The 17,758-nt window shown below is 62.8% G+C and carries 17 protein-coding genes and 1 pseudogene; 13 read left to right on the forward strand and 5 right to left on the reverse strand.

Going from position 1 to position 17,758, the window contains the following annotated elements; all coding sequences use genetic code 11:
- A pseudogene (locus AC1D2G_RS26365) lies at positions 1-1,616 on the forward strand (hypothetical protein); the annotation flags it as partial.
- A gap of 6 nt (positions 1,617-1,622) precedes the next feature.
- Here the strand turns inward: AC1D2G_RS26365 and tyrS are convergent.
- The gene (gene tyrS / locus AC1D2G_RS26370) at positions 1,623-2,876 is read right to left on the reverse strand and encodes a tyrosine--tRNA ligase (RefSeq protein ID WP_477417675.1); all 1,254 of its coding nucleotides are present in this window, start codon (positions 2,874-2,876) and stop codon (positions 1,623-1,625) included.
- A 326-nt stretch (positions 2,877-3,202) separates the two neighbouring features.
- On the opposite strand from tyrS, the gene AC1D2G_RS26375 reads away from it, so the two are divergent.
- From AC1D2G_RS26375 to AC1D2G_RS26390, 4 genes are all read left to right on the forward strand, one after another.
- Entirely contained in the window at positions 3,203-3,937 is a 735-nt protein-coding gene (locus AC1D2G_RS26375) for a glycosyltransferase family 2 protein (protein WP_477417677.1), read from the forward strand.
- On the forward strand, positions 3,930-4,262 hold the full coding sequence (locus AC1D2G_RS26380) for a lipid-A-disaccharide synthase N-terminal domain-containing protein (protein WP_095085369.1): 333 nt from the start codon (positions 3,930-3,932) through the stop codon (positions 4,260-4,262). Before AC1D2G_RS26375 ends, AC1D2G_RS26380 begins: the two co-directional genes overlap by 8 nt.
- 58 nt (positions 4,263-4,320) lie before the next feature.
- Positions 4,321-5,970, forward strand: a complete 1,650-nt coding sequence (locus AC1D2G_RS26385; protein ID WP_477417679.1) for an ArnT family glycosyltransferase — start codon at positions 4,321-4,323, stop codon at positions 5,968-5,970.
- A gap of 111 nt (positions 5,971-6,081) precedes the next feature.
- The gene (locus tag AC1D2G_RS26390; RefSeq protein ID WP_477417681.1) at positions 6,082-6,825 is read left to right on the forward strand and encodes a phosphatase PAP2 family protein; all 744 of its coding nucleotides are present in this window, start codon (positions 6,082-6,084) and stop codon (positions 6,823-6,825) included.
- Positions 6,826-6,844: 19 nt separating this feature from the next.
- On the opposite strand, the gene AC1D2G_RS26395 is transcribed toward AC1D2G_RS26390, so the two are convergent.
- Both AC1D2G_RS26395 and AC1D2G_RS26400 read right to left on the reverse strand, forming a co-directional pair.
- Positions 6,845-7,495, reverse strand: coding sequence for an FMN-binding negative transcriptional regulator (locus AC1D2G_RS26395; protein ID WP_477417683.1), 651 nt, complete (start codon positions 7,493-7,495; stop codon positions 6,845-6,847).
- 18 nt (positions 7,496-7,513) lie between these two features.
- Positions 7,514-8,188 (reverse strand): alpha/beta hydrolase, encoded by a 675-nt coding sequence (locus AC1D2G_RS26400; RefSeq protein WP_013532163.1) that lies wholly within the window; start codon positions 8,186-8,188, stop codon positions 7,514-7,516.
- A 241-nt stretch (positions 8,189-8,429) separates the two neighbouring features.
- Between AC1D2G_RS26400 and AC1D2G_RS26405 the strand changes: the two genes are divergently transcribed.
- The 7 genes from AC1D2G_RS26405 to sufA all read left to right on the forward strand — a co-directional run bounded on the left by AC1D2G_RS26405 (position 8,430) and on the right by sufA (position 15,601).
- A complete protein-coding gene (locus tag AC1D2G_RS26405) occupies positions 8,430-9,593 on the forward strand; it encodes a cysteine desulfurase family protein (RefSeq protein WP_477417685.1) in 1,164 nt (387 codons plus the stop codon).
- A 188-nt stretch (positions 9,594-9,781) separates the two neighbouring features.
- Complete coding sequence (gene sufB, locus AC1D2G_RS26410; RefSeq protein ID WP_013532161.1) at positions 9,782-11,299, forward strand: Fe-S cluster assembly protein SufB; 1,518 nt, start codon at positions 9,782-9,784, stop codon at positions 11,297-11,299.
- Between the two features lie 26 nt (positions 11,300-11,325).
- A complete protein-coding gene (gene sufC / locus AC1D2G_RS26415) occupies positions 11,326-12,081 on the forward strand; it encodes a Fe-S cluster assembly ATPase SufC (protein WP_095085379.1) in 756 nt (251 codons plus the stop codon).
- Between the two features lie 25 nt (positions 12,082-12,106).
- Entirely contained in the window at positions 12,107-13,375 is a 1,269-nt protein-coding gene (sufD, locus tag AC1D2G_RS26420) for a Fe-S cluster assembly protein SufD (protein ID WP_477417687.1), read from the forward strand.
- A 102-nt stretch (positions 13,376-13,477) separates the two neighbouring features.
- The gene (locus AC1D2G_RS26425) at positions 13,478-14,719 is read left to right on the forward strand and encodes a cysteine desulfurase (protein WP_477417689.1); all 1,242 of its coding nucleotides are present in this window, start codon (positions 13,478-13,480) and stop codon (positions 14,717-14,719) included.
- Between the two features lie 5 nt (positions 14,720-14,724).
- Entirely contained in the window at positions 14,725-15,117 is a 393-nt protein-coding gene (locus AC1D2G_RS26430) for an SUF system Fe-S cluster assembly protein (protein WP_477417691.1), read from the forward strand.
- A gap of 103 nt (positions 15,118-15,220) precedes the next feature.
- Positions 15,221-15,601: a Fe-S cluster assembly scaffold SufA gene (sufA, locus tag AC1D2G_RS26435; protein ID WP_013895897.1), complete on the forward strand. Its 381-nt coding sequence runs from the start codon at positions 15,221-15,223 to the stop codon at positions 15,599-15,601.
- A 27-nt stretch (positions 15,602-15,628) separates the two neighbouring features.
- Here the strand turns inward: sufA and AC1D2G_RS26440 are convergent, their stop codons facing one another.
- A complete protein-coding gene (locus AC1D2G_RS26440; protein ID WP_477417693.1) occupies positions 15,629-16,126 on the reverse strand; it encodes a GFA family protein in 498 nt (165 codons plus the stop codon).
- Between the two features lie 90 nt (positions 16,127-16,216).
- On the opposite strand from AC1D2G_RS26440, the gene AC1D2G_RS26445 reads away from it, so the two are divergent.
- On the forward strand, positions 16,217-16,540 hold the full coding sequence (locus AC1D2G_RS26445) for a TfoX/Sxy family protein (protein WP_457152953.1): 324 nt from the start codon (positions 16,217-16,219) through the stop codon (positions 16,538-16,540).
- A gap of 231 nt (positions 16,541-16,771) precedes the next feature.
- Here the strand turns inward: AC1D2G_RS26445 and AC1D2G_RS26450 are convergent, their stop codons facing one another.
- Positions 16,772-17,689 carry a pseudouridine-5'-phosphate glycosidase gene (locus AC1D2G_RS26450; protein ID WP_477394813.1) on the reverse strand — a complete coding sequence of 306 codons (918 nt, stop codon included), beginning with the start codon at positions 17,687-17,689 and terminating at the stop codon, positions 16,772-16,774.
- Between the last annotated feature and the right edge of the window lie 69 nt (positions 17,690-17,758).

Consider the following 17,758-nt stretch of genomic DNA (forward strand, 5'->3'; position numbering starts at 1 on the left):
TCGATGTCGAGGGCGACGCCTCCGCCGTTGCCGAACTCGCCTCCTACGAGCCGATCAACGCCATGCGCCATGTCGGCCTTTTGCCGGAAGATCTGTCGGGCAGCGTCACCGGCCATGTCAGGGCTGACATTCCTTTGCAGTCCGGCGTCGACTCCTCGAAGCTCGATTGGCTGGTGTCGCTCGACTACAGCGGCATGTCATTGGCCAAGCCGTTCGAGGGGCAGACCGTGACCGATGCGGACGGGTCGATCACCGTCGACCCTGAAAAGGCGGTGATCTCGGCCAAGGCATCGCTGAACGGCATTCCGGCCGAGCTCGACCTGATCGAACCGCTCAGGGATGACGGGCCGCCGCCCAGCCGCAAGGTGGCGTTGGTGCTCGACGACAAGATCCGTGCCGCCGCAATGCCCGGTTTGACGCCGCTGCTTGGCGGCACGGTGAAGGTCGCGATCGACAAGAGCGGCAGCGGCGACCAGAACGTCTCGGCCGATCTGACCAACGCCAGGCTGGACATTCCCTGGGCCGGCTGGAGCAAGGGGGCGGGGGTTCCCGCCAAAGTCACATTCGTCATGACAAAGTCCGGCGACACCACGACGCTGTCCGACTTCGATCTCGACGGGAAAACCTTCTCCATCGAAGGCGACATCGTGCTGGTCAATGGCGCCCTGTCGTCCGCGAAGTTCAGCAAGGTGACCTTGAACAGGGGCGACGATGTCGCTGTGTCGGTCAAGCGATCCGGCAAGGGCTATGCGGTCGACATATCAGGCAACGCGCTGGATGCCCGTTCACTGATCAAGCAATTCACCTCGGACGTCGACACGGCAACCAAGACCACTGGCACCGACTCTATTTCCGTCAGCGCCGATGTCGATCAACTGACCGGTTTCCACGACGAGCAATTGTCCAACCTGAAGCTCGACTATAGCGCTGCCGGTTCGCGGGTGAACGGCCTGAAGGTCAGCGCCACGGCAAGTTCGGGCGCCGCGATAACCATCAGCAACACCACAGGTGCTGGCCAGCGCACACTCAACATGCAGTCCGCGGACGCTGGCGCCATCCTTCGGTTCCTCAACATCTATGAGCATATGGAAGGCGGAGCGATTACCCTGGCGCTGGCGGGGCCGAGCGACGGATCGCTAAGGGGCAAGGTCGATACCAGCAACTTCTTCGTGGTCAATGAGCCGAAACTGGCTTCCATCGTCTCGACCACGCCGGCCGGCGACAGCCGCAGCCTCAACCAGGCGGTCAAGGGCAACCTGGACACCTCGCGGGTCAAGTTCGAGCGCGGCTACGCCGAGATCGACAAGGGCAGCGGCTATGTGAAACTGGCCAATGGCGTGCTGCGCGGCCCCCGCATCGGCACGACGTTCCAGGGCACCCTCTATGACCAGGACAACAACATGGACATGACCGGCACGTTCATGCCGGTCTATGGCCTCAATCGCATCTTCGGCGAATTGCCCATCGTTGGCGCGCTTCTCGGCAATGGCCGCGACCGCGGCCTGATCGGCGTCACCTACCGGCTCAAGGGCAATGCCAACAAGCCGGTGCTGGATATCAACCCGCTGTCGGTGATCGCACCCGGTATCTTCAGGTCGATCTTCGAATACCGGTGACTGATCTCAGACCGGCCGCACCAAAATGTGTTTTTTCCTGCCGAGTGAAAGCTTTACGATGTTTTCCGGACTCAAATCCTGAAGCGTCACCAGCCGGCGCTCGTCGCTGACGGGCTGGTCGTTCAACCGCACCGCGCCGCCCTGCACATGCCGCCGCGCCTCGCCGTTCGACGCCGCCAGTCCGGCTGTCACCAGCAGCGACAGGACGCCGACGCCGACTCCAAGCGCTGCCTTGTCCACCTCGACGCTCGGCAGCGATTCGGCAAGCGCGCCTTCCTCGAACGTCTTGCGCGCCGTCTCGCTGGCTTGTTCCGCGACCCCGCGACCATGCAGCAAGGCCGTGATCTCGGTGGCGAGGACCTTCTTGGCCTCATTGATCTCGGATCCGCCGAGCTGCTCCAGCCGCGCGACCTCGTCCAGCCGCAACGTCGTGTAGAGTTTCAGGAAGCGGCCGACATCGGCATCCTCGGTGTTGCGCCAGTACTGCCAGAACTCGTAGGGGCTCAGCATCTCCGCATCGAGCCAGACCGCGCCCGACGCCGACTTGCCCATCTTGGCGCCCGATGAGGTGGTGAGCAGCGGCGTGGTCAGCGCATAGAGCTGCGCGTCCTCCATGCGGCGGCCGAGATCGATACCGTTGATGATGTTGCCCCACTGGTCGGAGCCGCCCATCTGCAGGCGGCAGCCGAGGCGCTTGTACAGCTCGACGAAATCATAGGCCTGCAGGATCATGTAGTTGAATTCGAGGAACGACAGCGACTGTTCGCGATCGAGCCGCAGCTTGACGGAATCGAAGGCGAGCATGCGGTTGACCGAAAAGTGACGGCCGACGTCGCGCAGGAAATTGACGTAGTTGATCTCCATCAGCCAGTCGGCGTTGTTGATCATGACCGCGTCGTTCGGGCCGCTGCCGAATTTGAGGTACGGCATGAAGTTGCGGCGGATGCCGGCGAGGTTATCGTCGATGTCCTGCGGGGTCAGGAGCTTGCGTGCCTCGTCCTTGAAGGACGGGTCGCCGATCATCGAGGTGCCGCCGCCCATCAGCGCGATCGGCCGGTGACCGGTCTGCTGCAGCCAGTGCAGCATCATGATCTGGATCAGCGAACCGGCATGCAGGCTTTTGGCGGTCGCGTCGAAGCCGATATAGGCCGTCACCGTCTCCGTGGCGAAGAGATTGTCGAGGCCGGCATCATCCGAAGTCTGGTGGATGAAACCGCGCTCGCTCATCGTGCGCAGGAAATCCGATTTGAAGGCAGGCATTTTGTGTTTCCCGAAAGCGTCCGGCCAATCTGGCCCGGGCGTGGCGTGCATGAACGGGCGCGTTTAGCACCCAAGCGCGATCAGCAAAAGTGGAATCCGGTTTTGCGTTCGATCGCGCGTCAGGCAGAGATCCGCGATCAGCAAAAGTGGAATCCGGTTTTGCGGTCCGCGCGGATGAAGTCTGAGACCATCGGCCCAATGCTTGCTTCATCGTTTCGGCTGGCGTAATGAGGCGCCGCGCCAAAGGTTCTAGCAGTCCACGACCTCAAGCGGCACCGCACGGCATCCACAAAATGCCATATCCGACGACAGAGCCCCGACGCGACATGCCGGACGCATTGATATCCATCGTCATTCCTTGCAGGAACGAGGCGGCAAATCTGCCGCTGTTGATCGACGAGATCGAGGCCACCATGGCCGGGCGCGACTTCGAGCTGATCATCGTCAACGACGGCTCGACCGACGACACCGCTTCGGTGCTCGCAGCGCAAGCTGCACTTCGCCCGTTTCCGGTGCGGGAATTGCGCCACCGGAAATCCGCTGGCCAGAGCCTTTCGGTGCGCTCGGGCGCCTGGGCGGCGCGTGGCAGCATCGTCGCCACGATCGACGGTGACGGCCAGAACGATCCTCAATACATTCCGGTGCTGATCGATGCGCTTGTAGAGGCCGGCCCCGATTTCGGCGCCGCACAGGGGCAGCGTCTCAAGCGCCGTGACAGCAAGGTCAAGCAAATGGCGTCACGTTTCGCCAACTGGCTGAGAAATGCCATCCTGCATGACGAGACGCGCGACACCGGCTGCGGCTTGAAGGCGGTCCATACCGATATCCTGCGCAAATTGCCGTTCTTCGACGGCACCCATCGCTTCGTTCCGGCCCTGGTCATCCAGGAGGGCTATCGCGTCGTGCACTGCGATGTCATCGATCGCTCGCGCCGGCACGGCAAGTCGAATTACGGCATATTCGATCGCGGCCTGCAGGGGGTTCTCGATCTCGCCGGTGTCTGGTGGCTGCGCCGCCGGCGCCGCAGAATGCCTAAAGTAGAGGAAATCAGCCGTGGTTAACGTGCTTCAGGAATTGGTGACCTGGCTTCACCAGGTTTTCATCAAGCAGTTCGATGCGTGGATCCTGCTCGGCTTCGTTGCGCAGTTCTTCTTCACCATGCGCTTCGTCGTGCAGTGGCTGGCATCGGAAAAAGCCAAGCGCAGCGTGGTGCCGGTCGCCTTCTGGTTCTTTTCGCTGTTCGGCGGCGGCCTGCTTCTGATCTATGCCATCCAGCGTCAGGATCCGGTGTTCATCGCCGGCCAGTCCATGGGCCTGTTCATCTACATCCGCAATCTCTGGCTGATCGCCAACGAGCGCAAGACCGCGATGAGCAAGGTCGATTGAACAGCGATCGATTGAGCAGCGTGGCATATCAATCAAAATTCGTCACAGAGGCCGGGATATGGCGGTGAACAGGAATTACATCCTTCTCTTCCTGTTCAGCCTGGTGATGACGGTTTCGGGGCTGGCGTCGATGCCGCCGATCGACCGCGACGAGTCGCGCTTCGTCCAGGCCACCAAGCAGATGGCCGAGAGCGGGGACTATGTCGACATCCGCTTTCAGGACGCCTCGCGCTATCAGAAGCCGATCGGCATCTACTGGCTGCAATCGGCGGCCGTCGCGCTGAGCGGAGAGGGCGCTGCCGCTCCGATCTGGGTTTATCGCACGGTTTCGGCGCTTGGCATTGCCATTGCTGTCCTGGCGATCACCTGGACCGGCACCAATCTGTTCGGGGCCAATGCCGGCATCGCTGCCGGCCTGGTCATGGCGGCGATCTTCGCCACCGCTTTCGAAGGCCGCGACGCCAAGACCGACGCGATGCTGCTGGCCTGTTGCGTGGCGGCCCAAGGCGCGCTGGCGCAGATCTATCTGGCGTCGCGCCGGAACCAACCTGTGGCCGGCCATCTCTGGTGGATCTTCTGGATCGCGCAGGGCGCGGCGATCCTCATCAAGGGCCCGATTGCGCCGCTGCTGTCGGCACTCACCATCGCCGTGCTGTTCGCCTTCGAGCGCGACGGGCGCTGGCTGTCGAAGCTCAAGGTGGGGCGCGGCCTGGCGCTCGTCGTGCTGATCGTGCTGCCCTGGCTCGCGCTGATCACCTGGAAGAGCGGCGGCGCCTTCCTGCAGCAGGCCGTTGGCAAGGACATGATCGGCAAGGTCGCTTCGGGTGAGGAATCACACGGCCTGCCGCCCGGCTTCTACATGCTGACCTATTCGCTGTTCATGTGGCCCTTCGGCCTGATCGCGGTCGGCGCCGGGCTCCAGGCACTGAACCGTTTGCGCGACGATCCGAGGCTGCGTTTCTGCCTCGCCTGGTACATTCCGTTCTGGCTGCTGTTCGAGCTGATCCCGACCAAGCTGCCGCATTATGTCCTGCCGGCCTATCCCGGCATGGCATTGCTGATCGGCTGGCTTTTGACGCTGTCGCCGCAGGAGGCGAATGCGCCGCTCAGGCGCTGGCAGGACTGGTTGTGGTGGTCGACGGCGTTTGGTCTTGGCGTGGTCAGCCTCGGCCTGGCGGCGGTCTGCGTCGGAGCGCCGATCTACCTCACAGGCACGTTCTCATGGTGGAGCATTCCGGCCGCCGCGGCAGCGCTGGGCGCCGGCTACTTTGCTTTTTCGCGGCAGTTGCAAGTGCCGCTCGGCCGCATCGGCGCCATCGCCGTTTGCGCGGGCATCACCTATGCGCTGCTGTTCGGCGTCATAGCGCCGTCGCTGAAGCCGATCTGGCTGAGCCCGGCCATCGAGGCGGCGGTGCGCGCCAACAAGCCCTGCGACACCACCGTGCTGGCCTCGTCGCGATTTCAGGAACCGAGCCTGGTGTTCCTGGTCGGCACGAAAACGGTGCTGACCAATGTCGAGGGCGTCGCCAGGCATCTGTTTACCGATCCGGCCTGCGCGCTGGCACTGGCATCGGTCGAGGACGAGCAGAAACTGACTGGCCTGCTGGCGGCACAGGGCAAATCGGTGAACCGCGTTGCCCTGATCGATGGGCTCAACTATTCGTCGGGCGACAAACTGTCGCTCGGTCTCTATCGTGTGGCGCCATGACGGCTCGTCGATGACAGGCTCGAATTTCCTATGCTGGTGAAATCGCGCCCCTCCGTTTCCGGTATGCTCCTTGGGGTGGGGCGCCGATCCCTCGACAATTTTCGCGACACGATGCAGATCGCAAGAAAGCGCTTTGCCGCTCGTCCCGCCAGATACCCGAACATAGTGTGGCCGGTCTGGGGCCTGGTCTGGATCTTGCTGACGGCGGCGGCGTTTGTTCGCCTCGACACCCCGGCAGGGATGCTTCATGGCCAGTGGTCGCCAGGGTTCGTTCACCTGGCCGATTTTTTCACGCAGTTCGGCCTCGGTGGCTGGTATCTCATTCCATCGGCGCTTTTGCTGGTCGCTGCGAACCTGACGGACTGGCGAAGCCTTTCAAGGCGCTCGCTGATACTGGTCTACAACTGGACCTGCCTGGCTTTTCTGGTGCTGAGCGCCGCCGGCCTGTCCGGCCTTGCCGTCAATGTGCTGAAATATGCAATCGGTCGGGCTCGCCCGCTCTATTTCGACGATTTTGGCGTGCTGGCCTTTCATCCCTTTGCCTTCGATGCGCGCTTCGCCGGTTTCCCGTCCGGCCATGCCACGACCATGGGCGCCGTGTTCGGGGTCGCTCTGCTGTTGTTTCCCCGGCGCTGGTACATCGCCTTGGCGATCACCGCCTGCATTGCCTCGACGCGCGTCTTCGTCGGCGCGCACTATCCCAGCGACACCGTCGCCGGCTTCGGCCTCGGTTGCGCCTTCGCGCTGGTGTGCGGGCTTGTCTTTGCCCGGCTCGGCTTCATCTTTCGCCAGATGCCGTCGGGGTTGCCGGTCCGCAAAAACACGTTCCGGCTGGTTGCAGCGAAGGCCGGGTGAAGCTCGGGTTTGCTGAGGCTTAGTTGCTGTCCAGCCCGCCGTAGGACCTGACCAGGCGGGCCATGTCGGGTGACTGCTGCCCTTCGCTTTCGAGCCCTTGCGCAACGCCGACGCGATCGGCGACCGGCCGGTTCTGGCTGACCTTCCACTTGCCGTGGATTTCTGCGATCTCGATTTCCAGCCCGATGATGCCCTTGATCTGCGACTGGATGAAGGGCGCCGGCGCGTCGGTCACCGCCCAGGGTGCGGCGCGGGTGCCTTCCTGGGACGCGGTCAGGTCGGCGATCTGCTGCGCCAGCCAGGCCTGGTCATCCATCACCTTGACGGTGCCGCGCACCTGCACGATGGCATAGTTCCAGGTCGGCACCACCTTGCCGGTCTCGCGCTTGGTCTCGTACCAGGACGGCGTCACATAGGCATCGGTGCCCTGGAAGACGATCAGCACCGGCGACGCCGGATTGTCGGCCAACAGCTGCCATTGCGGATTGGCCTTCGCCAGATGGGCGCGCAGCCTGCCGTTCGGCGGCACGTCTGCGTCGAGCAGGAACGGGATGGCGTTGGCGACAGGCCCCTCGGCACCGTTGCAAATCAACAGGCCGAGCGGATGCGCCCGGATCAGCCCGTGCAGGATTTCCGGCCGTGTTTCCCTGAAATGAGGAGGCTCGTACATCGCTGCCCGCTTCCCTGCCTATCTCAGCCGCTTCGGCCGCGGATCCGACAGCTCGCCGGCCAGCCGGCGATCGAGATAGTCGGCACATTCCTCGAGCAGCAGGTCGGCATCGTTGGAGAAGAAATGGTTGGCGCCGGGCAAGGTCTTCTGCGTGATGGTGATGCCCTTCTGTGTGTGCAGCTTGTCGACCAGGCCTTGCACATCCTTGGGCGGCGCCACCTTGTCGGCATCGCCATGGATGATCAGCCCCGATGACGGGCAGGGCGCCAGGAACGAGAAATCATAGGTGTTGGGCTGCGGCGCGATCGAGATGAAGCCTTCGATCTCCGGCCGGCGCATCAGCAGCTGCATACCGATCCAGGAGCCGAACGAGTAACCGGCGACCCAGCAGCTCTTGGAATCCGGATGCAGCGACTGCACCCAGTCGAGTGCCGCCGCCGCATCAGACAACTCGCCGGTGCCATGGTCGAACTCGCCCTGGCTTCGGCCGATGCCGCGGAAATTGAAGCGAAGCGTGGTGAAATCCCGCTTCTGGAACATGTAGAAGAGGTCGTAGACGATCTTGTTGTTCATCGTGCCGCCGAATTGCGGGTGCGGGTGCAGGACGATGGCAATCGGCGCGCTCTTTTCCTTGGAAGGCTGGTAGCGTCCCTCCAGGCGGCCGGCAGGACCGGTAAAAATGACCTCAGGCATGAAATACTCCACTTGGGTAATACGAATGCGCGGCGCCCGGAACGTGTCTTCCTCTGGCCTTGACGCAGGGCGAGCGTCTTCTTAGAAGCTAGTTTAGAATTGTTCAAAACTGAGTGGCCAGACGTCGAGCCGGGCCACCCGCGCCGCAAGCCGCGTAAATAGGACGGCTCGCCTTGGAATTTCAAGGAAATAACGCGATACGACAGCGGAATGGCTTCTGACGGGAACCAAACGGACGAAAATGGCCGGAATGCGCGCCTATCTCGACTATAATGCCAGTGCTCCGCTGCTTGCCGCGGCGCGCGAAGCTATGGTCGCCGCACTTGATGTCGCCGCCAACCCGTCATCGGTCCACACCGAAGGGCGCGCCGCACGGCGCCTGATCGAGACCGCAAGGCGAGATGTCGCGGCACTGGTCAACGCCAAGGCCGAGCATGTCGTGTTCACCTCCGGCGCGACGGAAGCGGCCTCGACGCTGCTGACATCAGACTGGCAGATGGGGCGCGGCAGCGTGCGCATGAGCCGTCTTTACGTGTCCGAGGCCGATCATCCCTGCCTGTTGAATGGCGGGCGCTTCCCGGCAGCGCAGGTGACGCGGATTGGCGTCGATGCCGACGGCATCGCCGATCTCGACGCGTTGGCAGCCGCACTCGCCCGTCACGACAAGGCCGAGGGCCTGCCGCTGGTCGCCATCCATGCCGCCAACAACGAGACCGGCGTCATCCAGCCGATCGATCGTATCGCCCTGGTCGTCAAGGCTGCGGGCGGTGTCCTCGTCGTCGATGCCGTCCAGGCAGCGGGACGCGTTTCGATCGATCTATCATCGGGTTACGCCGATTATCTGATCCTGTCTTCGCACAAGATCGGCGGTCCCAAGGGCGTCGGCGGCATCGTCGCGGCCTCCGATCTGATGATGCCGAAGCCGCTGATCAATGGCGGTGGCCAGGAAAAAGGCCATCGCGGCGGCACCGAAAACCTTGCCGCCATCGCCGGCTTTGGCGCCGCGGCACGCGAGGCGCTCGAAGGGCTGCGGGCGATGGACACGGTGCGGCAGCGCCGCGACGAAATCGAGGCCATCGTGAAAATGCTGGTGCCGGATGCGGAAATCTTTGGAACCGGCGCGCCAAGGCTTGCCAACACGACATTCTTCGCTATTGCGGGCATCAAAGCCGAAACCGCGCAGATCGCCTTCGATCTGGCCGGCGTGGCGCTGTCGGCCGGCTCCGCCTGTTCGTCGGGCAAGGTCGGGCCGAGCCATGTGCTGAAAGCCATGGGATACGGCGACAGCCTTGGCGCCTTGCGCGTGTCGATCGGTGCCCCGACCGGCGCTGAGGACATCGAACTGTTTCGCACCGCGCTGGCGGCAATCGCCGCGCGTCGGGCGAGTAGGGAAAGGGCCGCATGAGCAGCGGCCGGATATAGACAGGCCTTCGGTCTGGTAGAGCCGTGCGTTTTATGCTGGACGGGTGAATTTCCGGTCAAAACGCACTATATGGAACTTACGCTGCCGCGAATGCCTCTTCGGCGTTCATTTGGCGGTGCCATAGTTTGAAAACTGTCGGGCCTTGACCCCGGCGTGGATGGAGAACGCATATGCCTGCTGTGCAGGACACGATCGATCGGGTCCGAAAGATCGACGTCGACCAATACAAATACGGATTCCAGACTGAAATCGCGATGGACAAGGCCCCCAAGGGCCTCAGCGAAGACATCATCCGTTTCATTTCGGCGAAGAAGGACGAACCGTCCTGGATGCTGGAATGGCGGCTGGAAGCGTATCGCCGCTGGCTGACGCTGGACGAGCCGACCTGGGCGCGCGTTCACTACCCGAAGATCGATTTCCAGGACATCTACTTCTACGCGGCGCCCAAGAGCACGCCAGGCCCGACGTCGCTCAGCGATGTCGATCCCGAACTGCTGAAGGTCTACGAGAAGCTGGGTATCCCGCTGAGGGAACAGGAAATCCTCGCCGGCGTGCAGAAGACCGACGCCTCGGAACTCGAGGAAGTCAGCGACAATGTCTACAAATCGGGCCGCGTTGCTGTCGATGCCGTGTTCGATTCCGTCTCCGTCGTCACCACCTTCAAGAAGGAGCTGGCGCAGGCCGGCGTCATCTTCTGCTCGATCTCGGAAGCCATCCGCGAGCATCCGGAACTGGTGAAGAAGTATCTCGGCTCGGTCGTGCCGACCTCCGACAACTACTACGCCACGCTGAATTCCGCCGTGTTCACCGACGGCTCCTTCGTCTTCGTGCCCAAGGGCGTGCGCTGCCCGATGGAGCTGTCGACCTATTTCCGCATGAACGAGAAGAACACCGGCCAGTTCGAGCGCACGCTGATCATCGCCGAGGAGGGGGCTTACGTCTCCTATCTCGAAGGCTGCACGGCGCCGCAACGCGACGAGAACCAGCTTCACGCCGCGGTCGTCGAACTGGTGGCGCTCGACGATGCCGAGATCAAATATTCGACGGTGCAGAACTGGTACCCCGGCGACGCCGAAGGCAAGGGCGGCATCTACAATTTCGTCACCAAGCGCGGCGACTGCCGCGGCGACCGCTCGAAGATTTCGTGGACGCAGGTCGAGACCGGCTCCGCCATCACCTGGAAGTACCCGAGCTGCATCCTGCGAGGCGACGATTCCAGCGGCGAGTTCTATTCGATCGCCGTGTCGAACGGCTACCAGCAGGTCGACAGCGGCACCAAGATGATCCATCTCGGCAAGAACACGTCGAGCCGCATCATCTCCAAGGGCATCGCCGCCGGCTTCTCGCAGAACACCTATCGCGGCCAGGTCTCGGCGCACCGCAAGGCGACCAATGCCCGCAACTTCACCAACTGCGATTCCCTGCTGATCGGCGACCAGTGCGGCGCACACACCGTGCCCTACATGGAAGCCAAGAATTCGACGGCGCAGTTCGAGCATGAGGCGACGACGTCGAAGATTTCCGAGGACCAGAAATTCTACGTCATGCAGCGCGGCATTCCCGAAGAGGAAGCGATCGCGCTGATCGTCAACGGCTTCGTCAAGGACGTCATCCAGCAACTGCCGATGGAATTCGCCGTCGAGGCGCAGAAGCTGATCGGGATCTCGCTTGAAGGCTCGGTCGGCTGACCGGACAAATATTCAGGAAACAAAGAATGCTTGAAATCAGAAATCTGCACGCCCGCATCGTCGATGACGGCACCGAGATCATCCGCGGCTTAAACCTGACGGTGAAAGCCGGTGAAGTCGCCGCGATCATGGGGCCGAACGGCTCCGGAAAATCGACGCTGTCCTATATCCTCGCCGGCCGAGAGGACTATGAGGTGACAGAGGGCGACATCCTCTACAATGGCCAGTCGATCCTCGAAATGGATCCGGCCGAGCGCGCCACGTCGGGCATCTTCCTCGCCTTCCAGTATCCGATGGAGATACCGGGCGTAGCGACCATGGAATTCCTGAAGGTTGCGATGAACGAGCAGCGCAAGGCGCGTGGCGAAGAGCCGCTGAAGATCCCGGAATTCCTGAAGCGCGTGAAGGAAGCCGCCGCCTCGCTCAGCATGGACATGGCGATGTTGAAGCGGCCGCTCAATGTCGGCTTCTCCGGCGGCGAGAAGAAGCGCGCCGAGATCCTGCAGATGAAGTTGCTGGAACCGAAGCTCTGCGTGCTCGACGAGACCGATTCCGGCCTCGATATCGATGCGCTCAAGATCGTTTCGGATGGCGTCAACGCGTTGCGCGCGCCCGACCGTGCGTTCCTGGTCATCACCCACTACCAGCGCCTGCTCGAACACATCGTGCCTGACTCGGTGCACGTGCTCTACAGGGGCCAGGTCATCAAGTCCGGCGACAAGTCGCTGGCGCTCGATCTGGAAGCCAATGGCTATGCCGGCGTGATCGGCGAAGCCGCGTGAGATGCCAGAAGGCAAGGTCAAACTGATGAATATGCACACTCAGCCCCAGCGGACACCGGCCGAAACAGCGTTGATCGACGCGTTCGGCGACCGGCTGTCGCTGCTGCCGGGCGACGGCGCGGTGATGCTCAGGCGCGACAACGCCATCGAAGCGATCAAGCACGGCCTGCCGACACGGCGGATCGAATCCTGGCACTACACCGATCTGCGCCGGCTGTTGAACGCGGTGCCGGACTTCGATCCGGCCGCCATGACCAAGGCTGTTGCACCGATCGTGGAAGGCTCCGCCGTGCTGGCGATCCTGAACGGGAAGTCCGACGCGAAGACGCCGGCCGTCGAAGGCGTCACCGTGCAGCGCCTGTCGGAAAAACTCACCGACGGCAGCGTAGCACCAGGGCTCGATCCCTATGGCAGCGATGACGCCATCGGCGCGCTGAACACCGCCTTCGTCGCCGACGGCTATTTTGTCGACATCGCCGACGGCGCCGAACTGGAAAAGCCGATCGAACTGCAGAACCTGCAGGCCGGCGGCCAGACCCATGTGCGCCTCATGGCGCGTGTTGGCGCTGGCGCCAAGGCCGTTATCGTCGAGCGTCAGGCCGGCGAGGGCGCGGCACTGACGAGCTCGGTCAGCCAGCTCGTGCTCGGCGAAGGCGCCGAGGTGACGTGGCTGATCGTCCAGGAGCAGCCGGAGACGGCAACACATCTGGCGCAGTTCAAGGCCCATATCGGCAAGAATGCGAAACTGACGCTGTTCGTCATGAACGCCGGCGGCAGGCTGGTGCGCCAGGAGGTTATGGTCAGGACGACGGGCGAAGGCGCCGACTTCAAACTGCGCGGCATCAATCTTCTGGCCGGCGACACCCATACCGACGTGACCATGGTGCTCGACCACGCCGTGCCGCATACGGCCTCGACGGAAGTGATCCGCAACGTGGTGACGGGCAAGGCGCGGGGCGTGTTCCAGGGCCGCATCAATGTCCACCAATACGCGCAGAAGACCAACGCCAAGATGGCCTGCAACACGCTGTTGCTGTCGGACGATGGCGAGTTCTCGACCAAGCCTGAGCTTGAAATCTTCGCCGATGACGTGGTCTGCGGCCATGGCGCGACGGTCACCGAAATCGACCACGACCATCTGTTCTACCTGATGGCGCGCGGCGTCGACGAGAAGACCGCGCGCGGCCTTCTGGTCAAAGCCTTCGTCGCCGAGGTGATCGAGGAACTGGACGACGAGACGATCGTCGACGCGCTCGAAGCGAAGCTCGACGACTGGTTTGTGACACACGGGTAAGCTCCCTCCCTTCCCCAGTGGGGGAAGGTGGATTGGCGCGAAGCGCCAAGACGGATGAGGGGTGCTGGAAGGAACGCGGCCTAGAGCGGCAAGGACTTCGAAATGGACCAGAAAGTCGAAAACATCCCCTACGACGTCGAGGCTATCCGCCGCGACTTCCCGATTCTGTCTCGCGAGGTCTACGGCAAACCGCTGGTCTATCTCGACAATGGCGCCTCGGCGCAGAAGCCGCAGGTGGTGCTCGACACCATCCAGCATGCCTATTCCCAGGAATACGCCAACGTCCATCGTGGCCTGCATTTCCTCTCCAATGCGGCGACCGACGCCTATGAGAAGGCGCGCGAGACGGTGCGCCGTTTCCTGAACGCGCCAAGCACCGACAACATCGTCTTCACCTCGAACACGACCTCGGCGATCAACACGGTCGCCTATGGCTATGGCATGCCCAACATCGGCGAGGGCGACGAGATCGTGCTGTCGATCATGGAGCATCACTCCAACATCGTGCCGTGGCATTTCATCCGCGAGCGGCAGGGCGCCAAACTGGTCTGGGTGCCGGTCGACGATCTCGGCGTCTTCCACATCGAGGAGTTCGAGAAGCGGCTGACCGATCGCACCAAGCTGGTCGCCATCACCCAGATGTCGAATGCGCTAGGCACGGTGACGCCGATCAAGGAGATCGTGCGCATTGCGCATGCACGTGGAATTCCGGTCCTCGTGGACGGCAGCCAGAGCGCCGTGCACATGGCCGTAGACGTGCAGGATCTCGACTGCGATTTCTTCGTCTTCACCGGCCACAAGGTCTACGGTCCGTCGGGCATCGGCGTGCTCTACGGCAAGAAGGACATTCTCTCTGGCATGCGGCCGTTCATGGGCGGCGGCGAGATGATCGAGGAGGTGACGGAGGACATCGTCACCTACAACGAGCCGCCGCATCGCTTCGAGGCCGGCACGCCGCCGATCGTGCAGGCGATCGGGCTCGGTGCTGCGCTCGACTACATAGAAAAAATCGGCCGCGAGCGCATCGCAGCGCACGAGGAAGACCTCAAGGCCTATGCGCATGAGCGGCTGCGCGCCATCAACTCGCTGCGCATCTTCGGCGACGCGCCCGGCAAGGGCGCCATCATCTCCTTCGAACTGCAGGGCATTCACGCCCATGACGTGTCGATGGTGATAGACAGGCAAGGCGTTGCCGTGCGCGCCGGCACGCATTGCGCCCAGCCGCTGTTGAAACGCTTTGGCGTAACCTCCACATGCAGGGCATCGTTCGGCATGTATAATACCAGGGCCGAAGTCGACGCTTTGGCCGAGGCGCTTGAAAAAGCGCGCAAGTTTTTTGGGTGACGACCATGGATGATGTGAGCATCGCTGCCGAAACCACGCCGGAAGCCGCCGCCAACAGCGAGGTGTCTGCTTCGACCATTCCCGCCGACGAATTGGCGCGGCTGACCGACGACATCGTCTCGGCGCTGAAGACGGTCTACGACCCGGAAATCCCGGCCGACATCTACGAGCTTGGCCTCGTCTACAAGATCGACATCGAGGACGACCGCTCCGTCAAGATCGACATGACGCTGACTGCGCCGGGTTGCCCGGTCGCCGGCGAAATGCCCGGCTGGGTGGAAAATGCAGTCGGCGCCGTTGAAGGCGTGTCGGGTGTCGAGGTCAACATGACCTTCGACCCGCCATGGTCACCCGACCGCATGTCGGAAGAGGCGCAGGTCGCGGTCGGCTGGTACTAGCCTCACAAAGGTTGGCGCCCTTGCGCCAGTGGTAAAACTTCACCATTTTAGGTGAGGAATCGTTCGGCAGGCCTTGAACCTGCACGGAATGGAGAAAGAACAGATGGGACGCTTTGCCGTCATCACGATGACCGAAAAGGCCGCCGACCGGGTGCGCGAGATCGTCGCCACCCGCGAAAACGCGCATGGCATTCGCCTCGGCATCAAGAAGGGCGGTTGCGCCGGCATGGAATACACGGTCGACCTGGTGACCGAACCCAACACCAAGGACGACCATATCGAGCGTGATGGCGCCCATGTCTATGTGGCGCCGGAGGCTGCCCTTTTCCTGTTCGGCACCGAGATGGATTTCGAGCAGACGACGCTGCGCACCGGCTTCACCTTCCACAACCCGAACCAGAGTTCGGCCTGCGGCTGCGGCGAATCCGTCGAACTGAAGCCGGCTGACCTGAAGGCTCTCGCGGAAGCACGCGCCTCGGCCTGAGATTTCCCCTCGCCAGGGCGACGAACGCTAGTCTACCCACATGCCCGTTCGCTTGTGCCAGTCGGCGATGGATTCCTCCGGATAGACGTCGAACGTCCTGTCGCCCTTGCCGATCACGGGTTCGACCCAGTTGGCCTTGTATTTCAGCATCAGATGCACCCGGCTCGGCGGCTCCGGCAGGTCGGTGTCGATCGCCGAGGCGAAGGGATGCACCAACTCCGGCCAGGTGGGGTCGTAGAGCCACAGTGCCGACCCGCATTTGCGACAGAAATTGCGCTCGCCGGTCGATATCTCGCAACGCGGATGCTCGTCGTCCTCGATCTCGGCCCGGTAGACGCCGAGGTTCCTCTTGCCCTTGATTTTCAGGGTCTCGTTGTCGGCGCCGAGATTGATGGCGAAGCCGCCGCCGCCTTGCTGCTTGCGGCAGATCGAGCAGTAGCACAGCATGAACGGCGCCGGCGTGTGGCTCTCCACCTCGAAACGGACGGCATTGCAGCGGCAGGACCCTTTGAGCAGAAGCGGCATGACAAAACGACTCCGACGGATGTTCTCAATCTGTCAGCATGATCTTGGTTGCGCGATGACAATGTCAAATGCCGGTGACATGATCGCGGCATGGACAACGAACGCATCGCCGAACTGTTCGAGGGCCTTGGTCCGGTCAGCATCCGCAAACTGTTCGGCGGCAAGGGCATCTATTTCGACGGTGTCATCATCGCCGTCGTGCTGCGCGGCGAACTGATGCTGAAGGCCGACGAGCAAAGCGCGCCGGACTTCGAGGCCGCCGGCTGCCGGCAGTGGACCTATACCGGGTCCCGGCACGGCAAGCTGGTCTCGATGCCCTACTGGAACATTCCCGACAGCGCTTTTGATGATCCCGACGAGATGACGCTCTGGGCACGCCGCGCCTATGAGGCAGGGCGGCGGGTGGGGAAGTGACGGGTGACTTTGGTGCGTTGCGGCTGTGCAGGGTTGGAAACGCCGGCRGGACAGCACCCCCCTCTGTCCTGCCGGACATCTCCCCCGCAAGGAGGGAGATTGGCAGCTCAACCGCTGGCTCTCGCTTTCAACATTGATGATTGGCGAAAGCCGATGTGACATCCGATCTCCCCCCTTGCGGGGGAGATGTCCGGCAGGACAGAGGGGGTGTGAAGGAACTTGGCAGTCGCTTTAAAGCGCTTTTGCTATCCTGGCTGCCAACCGCGCGTTGTTTTCGACCAGCGCGATGTTGGTCTTCAGGCTCCGGCCGCCCGTCAGTTCCAGGATTTTAGACAGCAGGAACGGCGTCACCGCCTTGCCGGTCACGTTGAGCGCTTCGGCGGCCTTCTGCGCGGCCTCGATATAGCCGGCCATCTCTTCGGCGGGGATTTCGTGGTTTTCGGGCACCGGATTGGCGATCAGCATGCCGCCGGCGAGCCCCAGCGCCTGCCGGGTCTGGTAGAAATGCGCGATCTCTTCCGGTCGGTGCAAGGTCAGCGGCGCGCGGAAGGGCGAATGCCGCGACCAGAAGGCCGGCATCGTCTCGCAGCCATGGCCGACCACGGGCACGCCGCGCGTCTCCAGCACTTCCAGCGTCTTTTCGATGTCGAGGATGGCCTTGGCGCCGGCCGACACGACGATGACCGGCGTGCGCGCCAACTCGTCGAGGTCGGCGGAAATGTCGAAACTCTTTTCCGCACCCTTGTGCACGCCGCCGATGCCGCCGGTGGCGAACACCTTGATGCCGACCATATGCGCCGCGATCATTGTGGCGGCGACGGTGGTGCCGCCCGTCCGCCCTTGCGCCACCGCGAAGCCGAGGTCGGCGCGCGACAGCTTCATGGCGTCGCCGGTCATGGCGAGCGATTCGCGCTCGCCGTCCGAAAGCCCGATCTTGATGCGGCCGCCAACCACGGCGATCGTCGCCGGCACGGCGCCGCCGTCGCTGATGATCTTTTCGACATCGGCCGCCATGGCGCCATTGTCGGGGTAGGGCATGCCATGGGTGATGATGGTGCTTTCCAGCGCCACCACCGGCCGCCCGGCGGCCAGGGCCTGTGCAACCGGCGCATGGATATCGATAAAGGGACGGGCGGTTTCTGGTGTCATCCTGATCTCCAATCCGGAGCGATGCGCCTCCACTTGGACGCGCGGAAACACTCCGACACTATGAACTGG

It is taken from the genome of Mesorhizobium sp. P2_C7, assembly GCF_056404515.1.

What these genes read in the sequence shown, in the direction of transcription:
- tyrS (WP_477417675.1), bottom strand. Translation starts at nt 2,876, where the DNA reads ATGCCTGCCTTCAAATCGGATTTCCTGCGCACGATGAGCGAGCGCGGT.
- AC1D2G_RS26375 (WP_477417677.1), top strand. Translation starts at nt 3,203, where the DNA reads ATGCCGGACGCATTGATATCCATCGTCATTCCTTGCAGGAACGAGGCG.
- AC1D2G_RS26385 (WP_477417679.1), top strand. Translation starts at nt 4,321, where the DNA reads ATGGCGGTGAACAGGAATTACATCCTTCTCTTCCTGTTCAGCCTGGTG.
- AC1D2G_RS26390 (WP_477417681.1), top strand. Translation starts at nt 6,082, where the DNA reads ATGCAGATCGCAAGAAAGCGCTTTGCCGCTCGTCCCGCCAGATACCCG.
- AC1D2G_RS26395 (WP_477417683.1), bottom strand. Translation starts at nt 7,495, where the DNA reads ATGTACGAGCCTCCTCATTTCAGGGAAACACGGCCGGAAATCCTGCAC.
- AC1D2G_RS26400 (WP_013532163.1), bottom strand. Translation starts at nt 8,188, where the DNA reads ATGCCTGAGGTCATTTTTACCGGTCCTGCCGGCCGCCTGGAGGGACGC.
- AC1D2G_RS26405 (WP_477417685.1), top strand. Translation starts at nt 8,430, where the DNA reads ATGGCCGGAATGCGCGCCTATCTCGACTATAATGCCAGTGCTCCGCTG.
- sufB (WP_013532161.1), top strand. Translation starts at nt 9,782, where the DNA reads ATGCCTGCTGTGCAGGACACGATCGATCGGGTCCGAAAGATCGACGTC.
- sufC (WP_095085379.1), top strand. Translation starts at nt 11,326, where the DNA reads ATGCTTGAAATCAGAAATCTGCACGCCCGCATCGTCGATGACGGCACC.
- sufD (WP_477417687.1), top strand. Translation starts at nt 12,107, where the DNA reads ATGAATATGCACACTCAGCCCCAGCGGACACCGGCCGAAACAGCGTTG.
- AC1D2G_RS26425 (WP_477417689.1), top strand. Translation starts at nt 13,478, where the DNA reads ATGGACCAGAAAGTCGAAAACATCCCCTACGACGTCGAGGCTATCCGC.
- AC1D2G_RS26430 (WP_477417691.1), top strand. Translation starts at nt 14,725, where the DNA reads ATGGATGATGTGAGCATCGCTGCCGAAACCACGCCGGAAGCCGCCGCC.
- sufA (WP_013895897.1), top strand. Translation starts at nt 15,221, where the DNA reads ATGGGACGCTTTGCCGTCATCACGATGACCGAAAAGGCCGCCGACCGG.
- AC1D2G_RS26440 (WP_477417693.1), bottom strand. Translation starts at nt 16,126, where the DNA reads ATGCCGCTTCTGCTCAAAGGGTCCTGCCGCTGCAATGCCGTCCGTTTC.
- AC1D2G_RS26445 (WP_457152953.1), top strand. Translation starts at nt 16,217, where the DNA reads ATGGACAACGAACGCATCGCCGAACTGTTCGAGGGCCTTGGTCCGGTC.
- AC1D2G_RS26450 (WP_477394813.1), bottom strand. Translation starts at nt 17,689, where the DNA reads ATGACACCAGAAACCGCCCGTCCCTTTATCGATATCCATGCGCCGGTT.